The 12,718-nt window shown below is 47.2% G+C and carries 7 protein-coding genes; all 7 read left to right on the forward strand.

Annotation, left to right across the window (positions count from 1 at the left end; genetic code table 11):
• The first annotated feature begins 19 nt into the window (after positions 1–19).
• The gene (hrpB, locus tag RH46_RS04785) at positions 20–2,473 is read left to right on the forward strand and encodes an ATP-dependent helicase HrpB (RefSeq protein ID WP_006878273.1); all 2,454 of its coding nucleotides are present in this window, start codon (positions 20–22) and stop codon (positions 2,471–2,473) included.
• A complete protein-coding gene (mrcB, locus tag RH46_RS04790; RefSeq protein ID WP_006878274.1) occupies positions 2,470–4,845 on the forward strand; it encodes a penicillin-binding protein 1B in 2,376 nt (791 codons plus the stop codon). Before hrpB ends, mrcB begins: the two co-directional genes overlap by 4 nt.
• Before the next feature lie 143 nt (positions 4,846–4,988).
• Positions 4,989–7,220: a patatin-like phospholipase family protein gene (locus RH46_RS04795; RefSeq protein WP_006878275.1), complete on the forward strand. Its 2,232-nt coding sequence runs from the start codon at positions 4,989–4,991 to the stop codon at positions 7,218–7,220.
• A gap of 297 nt (positions 7,221–7,517) precedes the next feature.
• Positions 7,518–10,106: a bifunctional aconitate hydratase 2/2-methylisocitrate dehydratase gene (gene acnB, locus RH46_RS04800; RefSeq protein ID WP_006878276.1), complete on the forward strand. Its 2,589-nt coding sequence runs from the start codon at positions 7,518–7,520 to the stop codon at positions 10,104–10,106.
• Positions 10,107–10,472: 366 nt separating this feature from the next.
• Positions 10,473–10,844 (forward strand): YacL family protein, encoded by a 372-nt coding sequence (locus tag RH46_RS04805; protein WP_006878277.1) that lies wholly within the window; start codon positions 10,473–10,475, stop codon positions 10,842–10,844.
• Between the two features lie 189 nt (positions 10,845–11,033).
• Complete coding sequence (gene glnK, locus RH46_RS04810; protein WP_004742633.1) at positions 11,034–11,372, forward strand: P-II family nitrogen regulator; 339 nt, start codon at positions 11,034–11,036, stop codon at positions 11,370–11,372.
• Positions 11,373–11,398: 26 nt separating this feature from the next.
• Positions 11,399–12,628 (forward strand): ammonium transporter, encoded by a 1,230-nt coding sequence (locus RH46_RS04815; protein ID WP_006878278.1) that lies wholly within the window; start codon positions 11,399–11,401, stop codon positions 12,626–12,628.
• Positions 12,629–12,718: the final 90 nt, after the last annotated feature.

Genomic DNA, 12,718 nt, shown 5'->3' on the forward strand with positions numbered 1-12,718 from the left:
ACACCATAAGGCCCTTCCATTGTCACAACTGCCTATTCAAGGCGTGATGCCAGAATTATTGTCTGGTGTTCGCTCACACTCACAATTGATTCTCAAAGCTGCTCCCGGTGCAGGTAAGTCGACCTTCTTTCCTCTGCAACTGCTATTGGAGCGTGTGGTTGAGGGCAAAATTGTCATGTTGGAGCCACGGCGTCTCGCGGCACGTAATATTGCTCGTTATCTCGCTCAGCAGCTAGGTGAGAATGTTGGTCAGCGAGTGGGCTACCGTGTTCGAGGAGAGAATAAAACCAGTGGCGAGACTCAGTTAGAGGTGGTTACTGAAGGAGTGTTAACCCGCATGATTCAGTCTGATCCCGAGTTAACGGGTATCGATTTAGTCATTTTTGATGAATTTCATGAACGTAGTATTCATGCCGATACTGCTCTGGCTTTCTGCTTAGAAATTCAGGAAGCGTTACGTGATGACCTTAAGCTGGTGGTGATGTCGGCGACATTAGATCAAAATGCGCTTAGCCAGTTGTTGCCACAGGCGACGTATATTGAATCGCAGGGCCGCAGCTATCCGGTTGAATTTCGCTATCTTCCAGCTAAACCAAATGAACGTCTTGAAGAGCAAATGGCTAAGCAGATCGGCTCGTTGATGGCGAGTGAGTCAGGTTCATTACTTGCTTTTTTACCTGGTGTAGCCGCAATTAAACGAGTTGAAGAACGTCTTCAGCATTTACCAGCCGATATTCAGATCTGTCCTTTATATGGTCAGCTCGATTTTGCTCAGCAACAAGCCGCTATCCAACCCGCTACTCAGGGGAAAAGAAAAGTGGTGTTGGCGACCAATATTGCTGAAACCTCACTTACAATCGAAGGTATCAGGCTGGTCGTTGACTCCGGGCTGGAGCGAATCGCCAAGTTTGATTTACGCAGTGGAGTGACGCGACTTGAACAGGTGCGTATTGCTCAATCATCTGCCGAGCAGCGTGCGGGGCGAGCAGGGCGGATTGAGTCAGGTATTTGCCTGCGTCTATACAGTGAAGGTCAGCTTGGGCAGCAGCCTTATGTACCACAGGCCGAAATTCTTCATTCTGACCTATCAAACTTAGTGCTAGAGTTGGCTCACTGGGGGACACAAAACCCAGCAGACCTGTGTTGGTTAGATCTACCACCACAAAGTGCAGTCAATCAGGCTAAAGCCTTATTAGAACAATTGGATCTGTTGGACGAAAAAGGCCAGCTAACAGAGGCGGGGAAACTTGCTGGCAAACTCGGGTTAGACCCGAGGATGGCAAGCATGATTGCCAAAGCTGATGGATCTTATTCCACCGCTGTTGCACTCGTGGCACTACTGGAAGAGACTGAGCGCAATACCCTCGATTTCACTCACAGTGTTCACCGCTTTAAGCAGGGACGTCATAACAAACAGAAAGTCGTTTCCCTGCGAGCTAAGGCCCTTGCTGCTCGTCTTGGACAGAGCTTTGACATTAATGATCTCGATGAGGCTATGATTGGGCCGTTGCTGGCGATAGCTTTTCCGGATCGGATTGCACAGGCAAGGAACAACCAACCAGGTCGATTTGTTTTAGCCAATGGTCATGGAGCTGAGTTGCAGGATAGTGAGCGTCTGGCTGGCAGTGATTATCTGGTGGTGATGGATCTGATCCGTAGCCAATCTGACTCTTCAATGATCTTTTCGGCAATTGAGCTCGATATACACTCCTTATCTAACCAGTTCCCAAGTCTGTTCTCAGAGTTGGAGGTAGTTGACTGGGATGAGCAAAAAGGGCGCCTGATTGCTGAACAACAGCGTAAAATTGGTCGCTTAGTGATAGAGAAGAAAAGCTTACCAGAGCCTCCTCGCGAAAAAATGACGCAAGCTTTACTTAATTTCATTCGTCGCAAAGGCCTTTCGGTATTAAATTGGACGCCGAGTAGTCTTGAGCTACTGGAACGCTTGCGTTGCGGGCAAGAGTGGCTGCCAGAACAAGAGTGGCCAGAGTTTAGCGATAGCGCACTACTTAACAACTTAGAGCAGTGGTTAGAGCCCTATATTCATGGTATCGGTTCAGTAAAAGCCTTGAGTAAAGTTGAGTTAGATGCCGCGTTGTTAGCCTATTTAGGTTGGCCACTTAATCAAGAAATCGATAAATGGTTGCCGGCGCACTATCAGGTGCCAACGGGCAGCAAGAAGAAAATCCGTTATCAGCAAGGGCAGGAGCCAGTGCTATCAGTCCGAATGCAAGAAGTGTTTGGTGAGCAGAGTTCTCCAGAGATTGCGCAAGGTCGCAAACGTCTGGTGCTGGAATTACTCTCGCCGGCACAAAGGCCTCTGCAAGTGACCCGGGATCTTGCAAGTTTCTGGGCTGGAGCTTATCAGGAAGTACAAAAAGAGATGAAAGGGCGCTACCCGAAACATGTATGGCCGGATGATCCTGCAAACCATGTAGCGACAACAAAAACAAAACGACAGTTGAATTCATGACCAAGAAAAACACCACCACAACCGGCAAGGCGAAAACAACCAGAACGACTAAAAAGCCAGCTGGTAAACGCAGTACAAAGTCGCCGCAGCGCAAACCTCGCAAGCCCGCTAAGCGTAGTTGGCTTAAAACCTTATGGGGCATTAGCTGGAAGGTCGGCTTAGCTGGTTTTGCTGTACTGCTTTTTGTTGGTATCTATTTGGACAGCGTTGTTAAACAGCGATTTGAAGGGCAGCTATTTGATTTACCAACTGTGGTTTATGCTCGTATCTTAAATCTGGCTCCCGGTGAAGCGATCACCATTCAGGAGGTTCGTAATGAGCTGGATGTGCTTAACTACCGCAAGGTACGTCAGCCGCGCTATCCTGGTGAGTACTCTTCATCATCGACTAAGATTGAGCTGATCCGTCGTCCATTTGAATTTAGTGACGGGCCAGAGCCAGATCGTCACGTCATGCTGCACTTCTCATCTAACCATTTAGAACGAATTCAGTCTCTTGAGAAGAAAGGCGACTTAGGTTACTTGCGTATCGAGCCTAAAATGCTGGGTATGCTGGAAAAAAATCATGACGAGCAACGACTGTTCTTGCGTCGTGACCAATTTCCTGAAGTCATGGTTGATGCCTTATTGGTGACCGAAGACCGTAACTTCTATCAACATGATGGTGTATCACCATTAGCGATTGCGCGAGCGCTGGTCGCTAACGTTAAGGCGGGGAGAACTGTTCAGGGGGGAAGTACTCTTACTCAGCAGTTAGCTAAGAACATTTTCTTGTCCAGTGATCGAACCTTATGGCGCAAGATCCGCGAGGCTTATATCGCACTGATCCTCGATTATCGTTATAGCAAAGACCGCATTCTGGAAGCTTATCTTAATGAGGTTTACCTGGGTCAAAGTGGTGGTGAGGCGATACACGGCTTCGGTCTGGCATCGCGCCTTTACTTTGGTCAGCCAATTCAGGAGCTGCGTATTGATCAGCTTGCTCTGCTGGTGGGTATGGTGAAAGGACCGTCTTATTACAACCCTGTGCGTTTTCCTGAACGTGCAAAAGAGCGTCGTGATCTGGTATTACGTTTGATGATGCAGCAGGATATTTTGTCTGCTAATCAATATGATATGGCAGCCAGTCGTCCACTTGATATTCAGGATAACCCGCGAATTGCCAGTCGTCAGCCAGCCTATTTTCAACAGCTAAAAATCGAGCTGGAACAAAAGGTTGGTGATGCGTTTCAGGCTGACACTGGTCTACGGGTATTTACATCACTTGACCCTGTATCTCAGCAAGAGCTAGAGCGAGCATTAGCGAAAAAAATCCCTCAGTTAGCTGGCGTTGCTGGTAAGTCTCTGGAAGGGGCGGCGGTTGCTGTAGACCGACATACTGGTGAGATTCGCGCTATGGTGGGGGGAAAACGAACGGGGTATGACGGCTTTAACCGCGCGCTGAACGCCAGTCGTCAAATCGGTTCTCTGGCCAAGCCAGCCGTCTACCTGACGGCGTTAGAACAACCGGATAAATATAATCTTGCCACGACATTGCACGATAAGCCGATCAGTTTGAAGGGCAGTAAAGGTAATGTCTGGTCGCCAAGAAACTACGACCGTAAATTCCGTGGTGATGTACCTATGTATATTGCTTTAGCTAAGTCGCTCAACGTACCAACCGTTGAGCTTGGTATGCAGGTCGGGATTAATAATGTGGTTAAAACCTTAGAAAAGTTGGGCGTGGATAAAAATGAAATCCGTCCTGTTCCATCGATGTTTCTGGGGTCATTTACCTTAACTCCATTCCAGGTAGCACAGATGTATCAGACATTGACGAACTCGGGTAAACAGGCCCAGTTGTCAGCACTTCGCTCGGTTATGGATCTTGAAGGTAATGTTCTGTTTCAGTCGTTACCGCGTGTATCACAAACGGTCGACCAGCAGGCCGCATGGCTGACCACTTATGCGATGAAACGCGGCGTACTGGAAGGCACTGGCCGTTACTTAAATAGTCAGTTTGGTTGGGCTGCACTGGCAGGCAAGACGGGTACCAGTAACGATACCCGCGATAGTTGGTTTGTAGGTATTGATGGGCGTGAAGTGACCACTATCTGGTTGGGTCGTGATGATAACAAACCGACTAAACTGACCGGATCCAGCGGGGCGCTACGCGTTTATGCTGAGTACCTGAAACACCGAATTCCTGAAAAGCTGACACTGCCCTGGCCGCAAGAGATCAGTACCTTAGGTTTTGCCAAAACCGCGCAAGGTAGCCTCAACTTAGATTGTGGTAATGAATTCAAACTACCAGTGTGGGATATCGGTGGCTCGATGAAGCAGCAATGTGAAAACCAACCTAAACAGTGGTTGAAGAAACTATTTAGTTGGTAGTTCGCATAGTGTTGAATATTAGTACTTTACGCTGATTAACTCAGCCAGTATAAACAATCAATCGACTGTAGAAAGGAACTCGTATCGTGAGAAAAATAGCATGCCTCCTATTGTGCTTGTTTGGAAGTGTTGCCTCTAACGCGATGGCTCAGACAGAATCGCAGCCTGAGTCGCGAGAAAAGGTCGCTGTCGTTCTCGCGGGCGGCGGTGCTAAAGGTGCCGCACATATCGGTGTGCTGAAAGCATTAGAAGAACTTAGAGTTCCTGTCGATGTCATTACCGGTACCAGCATGGGTTCCTATGTCGGTGGCTTGTACGCTACGGGTATGAGTGCCGATGAAATTGAATCTTTTATCGAAACCGTCGATTGGAATAGCGGTTATCGCGACAGGGTTGATCGCAGTCAGCGTAAAGTACAAGACAAAGAGTACGAGGATAGATACCAGCTAACGACAGACTTAGGTCTCCGTTGGGGTGAAGTCCGGGCAAGCCGAGGCATAGTGCAAGGACAGGGAATGCTTAAGCTGTTGCGCGAAACGACAGGTAACCTTCCTCCGTTCGCATCGTTTGATGATCTCGCGATTCCTTACCGTTCAGTCGCTACGGATATTATTGAACTGAAACCCGTTGTGATTGGTGAGGGCTATCTGGTTGATGCCATGATGGCCAGTATGTCAGTGCCTGGTGCTCTGCCTCCATATCAGTTGAATGGCAAAATGCTGGTCGATGGTGGTGTGACCAATAATATGCCAGTGGATGTCGCACACGATCTTGGAGCAGATGTTGTCATTGCGGTCGATATTGGTACCGAATACAAAGATGAAGAAGACTTCACCACTTTTCTGACAGTCGCGGATCAGCTTTCTAACTATCTGGTGCGCAGTACCACGGCTCGACAGGCTGAACTGCTGACCGATAAAGACTTTTTCCTACGTCCGGATGTGGGTGATATGGAAACCACCGAGTTTGATAGGATGCCCGAGGCGTTTGAAAAGGGTTATCAGGCTGTCATGACTCGTAAAGAGCAACTACAAAAACTGAGCTTATCTTCGGCGGATTACCAACATTATATCGAGCATAAACAGGATGTTCGCCGTGATCTTCGCTATGGCGACGAAATCACGGTAGAAAAGGTCGTGATTAACAATCACACTCATTACAGTGATACCCTGCTAGAGAACCGTTTAGAGCTAGAAGCTGGCCAGAGATATACCCTCAAGCAAGTCGAACAGAGCGTACAAGACCTTTACGCCTTAGACCGTTTTGAGTTGGTGACCTACCGATATGATGAAATTGATGGTCAGGATGCATTGATCGTCGATGTTAATGAGAAGTCCTGGGGGCCAAATTACCTTAACTTCCGTTTTTTCCTTGAAGATGATTTTTCAACCGATAGCCAGTACTCGATCGGCATGTCGACGAATTTCACCAATCTGAATTCTCACGGTGCTGAGCTGAGAACTAACTTTGAAATCGGAACCGATAAGTTGATCGAAGCTGAGCTGTATTCACCCTTCTTCTCTAGCCAAAAAACCTTTACTACTCTGGCGCTTACCTACAGTAATGAAAAGCGTAACGCACCATTAAGCGGATTTGATGATACGACGCTTGAGGCGACTAAGAACTACGCGCCAATATCGTATACCGAGTGGGTGGCTCAGTGGGCGCTAGGCTATCAAGATACTCTATGGCGACGCTTTATGGCTGGTGTACGTTACACCGATGGCAAAGGCGAGCTTTCTTCAGTACCAAGCTTTGGTGATGTCGCCTTTGAGCGCTTAGGTGGCTTTGCTAACTATCGTATCGATACCTTAGATAACTACAGCTTGCCACGCTCGGGGTTTTATCTGGATCTCAATTACCTCGTTTCACATGACAAGAGTGTCGGCGATACGATTTTCGTTGAAGAGCAGCGGGATGAAGACACTTCCTATGAGCTGGGTGCGAAAATGATCGCTGCTCATACTTTTTCTCGCCATACTTTGGTCGCAAATATTGACCTTGGTTTTGTTGAGAGTAAGAACTCGTCAGTACCGATTGACCCGGAAGAGATTGGTGGGTTTCTTAACTTGTCAGGTATCCCAAGAAACAGCCTAATCGGTCAGAACAAGGTTTTCGGTAGTCTGGTTTACCGTTATCGCTGGTTTGATAACGATTTTGGCCTGTTTAGTTCACCATTTTACATTGGGGCATCACTTGAATATGGCGGTGTTTGGTCTGACCCTGATATAAAGCTTCCAGACGCGCCTTTGTATACCGCAGGCTCCGTTTTTGCAGGGGTTGACTCACCGATAGGACCTGTCATGTTTGCTTATGGGCGTACCGAGCAGAACTATGACTCGTTCTACTTAATTATTGGTACCACTTTCAAATAGCCTGAAGGGCATTTTTCCTTTTTCATCCATTCTCAAACGATGAGAATGGATGGGAATGCGCTATGAAAATCATAGAACTTTAGTCTTAAGTTGCTATGTTGGTCAAAATGATGAGATTTTAATTTAAGGTTAAATTTGCTATTCTACCGCCCACAGTTTGGCCTCTCTGGCACTGTTTCTCAGTCAAAATTGAATGAAAAATATGGCATGGAGAGCCAAGTTTCCAAGGATGTTCACTCCCTTATTCTTTGAACAAATAGTAATAAGAGGGAGGAACCGCAATGAGAGGAAAAAGTCGTGCTTGAAGCCTACCGTAAACACGTCGAAGAGCGTGCTGCCGAAGGAGTTGTTCCTAAACCACTAGATGCCGAGCAAGTTGCAGGCCTTGTGGAACTTCTAAAGAACCCACCTCAAGGTGAAGAAGAGTATATTCTTGACCTACTAGAAAACCGTATCCCACCAGGTGTTGATGAAGCTGCGTATGTAAAAGCAGGCTTCCTGACCGCAATCACCAAAGGTGAAGTTTCTTCACCACTAGTAAGCAAAGCGAAAGCGGCTGAGCTGCTTGGTACTATGCAAGGTGGCTACAACATCGAATCACTAGTTTCTCTGCTAGATGATGCGGAGCTGGCTCCGATTGCTGTTAAAGCTCTATCTCACACTCTACTCATGTTCGATGCTTTCTACGATGTAGAAGAGAAAGCAAAAGCAGGTAACGCTTCAGCGCAACAAGTCCTACAATCTTGGGCTGATGCTGAGTGGTTCACTGCGAAAGAAAAAGTAGCGGAAAAGATTACCGTTAAAGTATTTAAAGTTACTGGTGAAACAAACACCGATGACTTATCTCCTGCACCAGATGCATGGTCTCGTCCTGATATTCCAGTACACGCGAAAGCGATGCTGAAGATGGAACGTGATGGCATCAACCCTGATCAACCTGGTAGCGTTGGTCCGATTGCTCAGATTGAAGAACTGCAAAAAGATGGTATCCCACTCGCTTACGTTGGTGACGTTGTTGGTACTGGTTCTTCACGTAAGTCGGCAACTAACTCAGTGCTTTGGTTCATGGGTGAGGACATCCCTTACGTACCTAACAAGCGCACGGGTGGTGTTTGTCTGGGTGGTAAGATTGCCCCAATCTTCTACAACACAATGGAAGATTCTGGCGCACTACCTATCGAGCTGAACGTTCAGGACATGAACATGGGTGATGTCATTGATATCTACCCTTACGAAGGTGTTGTTCGTAAAGACGGTGCTGAAATCTCTAGCTTTGAACTAAGCAAAGTTCTGCTAGATGAAGTTCGTGCTGGTGGTCGTATTCCTCTAATCATTGGTCGTGGCCTAACAAGCCGTGCTCGTGCATCTCTGGGCCTAGAAGAGACGGATCTGTTTGCTAAGCCTGTTGACCCAACAGCGTCTACGAAAGGTTACACGCTAGCTCAGAAGATGGTTGGTAAAGCATGTGGCGTTGAAGGCGTTCGTGCAGGCCAATATTGTGAGCCTAAGATGACGACGGTTGGCTCTCAGGATACAACAGGTCCTATGACTCGTGATGAGCTTAAAGACCTAGCGTGTCTTGGCTTCTCTGCGGACCTGGTAATGCAGTCTTTCTGTCACACATCTGCATATCCTAAGCCAGTTGACGTAAACACTCACCATACACTGCCTGATTTCATCATGAACCGTGCTGGTGTTTCTCTACGTCCGGGTGATGGTGTAATCCACTCATGGCTAAACCGTATGCTACTTCCTGATACTGTTGGTACAGGTGGTGACTCGCATACTCGTTTCCCTCTGGGTATCTCATTCCCGGCAGGTTCAGGTCTGGTTGCCTTTGCTGCAGCGACAGGTGTTATGCCACTGGATATGCCAGAGTCAATTCTGGTTCGCTTTAAAGGCGAAATGCAGCCAGGTATTACGCTGCGTGATCTGGTACATGCGATCCCTTACTACGCAATTCAGCAAGGTCTACTGACAGTTGAAAAAGCAGGTAAGATCAATGAATTCTCTGGTCGTGTACTAGAAATTGAAGGTGTTGAGCACCTATCTGTAGAGCAGGCATTTGAGCTTTCTGATGCATCAGCAGAGCGTAGTGCGGCAGGTTGTACCGTTAAGCTATCTCAAGAGTCTATCGAAGAGTACCTAAACTCGAACATCACTATGCTTAAGTGGATGATCGCTGAAGGTTACGGCGATGTACGTACTATTGAGCGTCGTATTACAGCGATGGAAGAGTGGCTGGCTAACCCTGAGCTACTAACCGCTGACGCTGATGCAGAATATGCGCACGTTATCGAAATCGATCTGGCTGACATCGACCAGCCAATCCTATGTGCTCCAAATGACCCAGATGATGCTCGTCTTCTATCTGAAGTTCAGGGCACAGAGATTCAAGAAGTGTTTATCGGTTCTTGTATGACTAACATCGGTCACTTCCGTGCAGCTGGTAAGATGCTAGAAGAGTTCAACGGTTCTCTAAGCACTCGCCTATGGGTTGCTCCACCAACTAAGATGGATAAAGACCAGCTAACAGAAGAAGGTTACTACGGTATCTTTGGCCGTGCTGGGGTTCGTATCGAAACTCCGGGCTGTTCTCTGTGTATGGGTAACCAGGCACGTGTTGCAGACAAGTCGACAGTTATGTCTACATCAACTCGTAACTTCCCGAACCGTCTGGGTACAGGTGCGAACGTTTATCTGGCTTCTGCTGAGCTTTCTGCTGTGGGCGCGATTCTTGGTCGTATCCCAACTAAGGAAGAGTATCTAGAGTACGCTGCTAAGATTGATGCTACAGCTGCAGATACTTACCGTTACCTGAACTTCCATAAGATGTCTCAGTACACGGAAAAAGCAGATACAGTGATTTTCCAAGAGCCAGCTTAATTAGCTCTGGAGCATTGAATAGCTGATAAAGCGCCCACCGTAAGGTGGGCGTTTTTTTTCGGGCTTCGCCTCAGAGAACGCTTCGCTGCGAGAGCGGGCTTCGCCCTGCGAGAATTTAGACCGGGCTACGCCCTTCGAGAGGTGGGGCTAGTAGTGAAGTGATTGAACCTTTCCTCCACTAGGTGTTGACAGAACCAGTTCTTAATAAGCCATAATTTTCTCGATTCTCGATTCTCGATTCTCGATTCTCGATTCTCGATTCTCGATTCTCGATTCTCGATTCTCGATTCTCGATTCTCGATTCTCGATTCTCGACCCTGTATACTGCCGCCGATTAATCTAGGCGGAATTTAAAAGAGGCGTCCTATGGAATTTGAATTTATTCGTAATACCTTGATGGGCGAATACTATGTTAAGTCCAGTATGGGGCATGAAATCGTAGGTCGATGGCTGCAAGAAGAGATCAGCAAAGATTGGCAAAAGATCGAGCAGGTAGAGGGCTTGATCCAGGCTGCGCGCTTGAATCCTCAGCAAGAGCACTTATTAGAAGGCACTGAGATCTCCCTGAATATTCAAGGGGATGAAGTGATAGTGCAAGAGAACGTTCTCGCTCATGGGCAAGAAATGGATAGTGACAGCGAGTTTGATTTCTATGACAGCGAAAGTACCGCCAGTTGCGGAATTGAAGACTTTGAAGAGCTTATCGAACAGTGGAAAACATTCCTAACGACCAGATAATGCACTTCTATGGTGAGCGATAGCAAGCTTGCCTTAAAATTGTGAACAGGGCGCACCGTAATGGTGCGCCTTGTTCGTTATAACTCCAGTGAAATTAAGTGTTATTTTTATAAATCAATAACTTGCAAACTTGGCACGTAGCTTGGATTACTTATTATCAAAAAGGATGACAGCTTCAGAGAGGATGCAATGAAACTAATAAACGCGATTATCAAACCATTCAAATTAGACGATGTTCGAGAAGCACTTGCTGATGTAGGTATCGAAGGGATGACGGTATCAGAAGTAAAAGGCTTCGGACGCCAGAAAGGACATACTGAGCTTTACCGTGGTGCAGAGTATCAGGTCGACTTTCTACCAAAAGTAAAACTAGAAATAGCGACACAAGCTGAAAACGTAGACCGCGTGATTGAAGCTGTATCTAAAGCGGCGCACACCGGAAAAATCGGTGACGGTAAGATTTTCGTCTACGACCTGAGTCAGGCGGTACGTATCCGTACTGGTGAGATGGACGCTGAAGCACTTTAAGAATTCAAAGGACTGGAGACAATAAGATGGAATTAACGACAACAGTAACAGAGTTACGTTACGCACTAGACACCTTTTTCTTCCTCATTTCGGGTGCGTTAGTAATGTGGATGGCAGCTGGTTTTGCAATGCTTGAGGCTGGCCTTGTTCGCTCAAAAAACACCACTGAGATTCTGACTAAGAATATCTGCTTATACGCAATCGCTTGTACCATGTACCTGGTGGTGGGCTACAACATCATGTACGTAGACAATGGTGAAGGCGGTTGGCTACCTTCATTTGGTGCCTTAATTGGTACTCAGGGTGAAGGTGCAGATCACTCATTAGAGTCTGACTTCTTCTTCCAGGTAGTATTCGTTGCAACGGCTATGTCAGTAGTATCTGGTGCAGTAGCGGAACGAATGAAGCTTTGGTCTTTCCTAATCTTCTCTGCGGTACTGACTGCATTTATCTACCCAATGGAGGGTTACTGGACTTGGGGTGGCGGCTTCCTGTCTGAAGCTGGATTCAGTGACTTCGCCGGCTCAGGTATCGTACACATGGCAGGTGCTGCAGCAGCATTAGCGGGTGTACTACTACTAGGTGCTCGTAAAGGTAAATATGGTAAGAACGGTGAAATCTACCCAATTCCGGGTTCAAACATGCCGCTTGCTACACTAGGTACATTCATTCTTTGGTTCGGTTGGTTCGGCTTCAATGGCGGCTCTCAGCTAATGGTATCGGATTTTGAGAACGCGACAGCGGTAGGTCAAATCTTCCTAAACACTAACGCAGCAGCAGCAGCAGGTGCAATTGCAGCGCTACTAGTATGTAAGACCACTTGGGGCAAAGCCGACCTGACTATGATTCTTAACGGTGCATTGGCTGGTCTGGTTGCAATTACCGCTGACCCTCTGTCACCATCACCGCTATATGCAGTCGCTATCGGTGCCGTATCTGGTGCACTAGTTGTATTCAGCATCATTGGTCTGGACAAGCTTAAGATTGATGATCCAGTTGGTGCGATTTCAGTACACGGTGTGTGTGGCTTCTTCGGCCTGATGGTTGTGCCACTAAGCAATGGCGATGCGTCATTCGGTGCTCAGCTTCTCGGTGCAGCAGTAATCTTTGCTTGGGTATTTGGTGCGAGCCTTGTGGTATGGGCTGTGCTGAAAGCAACAATGGGTATCCGAGTCTCTGAAGACGAAGAGATGGAAGGTATGGATATGCATGACTGTGGTGTTGGTGCTTACCCAGAGTTCGTCACAGTGAAGTAATTACACTAGGTGTGATGTAACAATCAGTTACAAATAAAACTATCAAAAACCTGCTCTCTAGAGCAGGTTTTTTTGTTTCACATCATTGTT

The sequence above is a fragment of the Vibrio brasiliensis LMG 20546 genome, assembly GCF_000189255.1.
GTDB classification, from domain to species: Bacteria; Pseudomonadota; Gammaproteobacteria; order Enterobacterales; family Vibrionaceae; genus Vibrio; species Vibrio brasiliensis.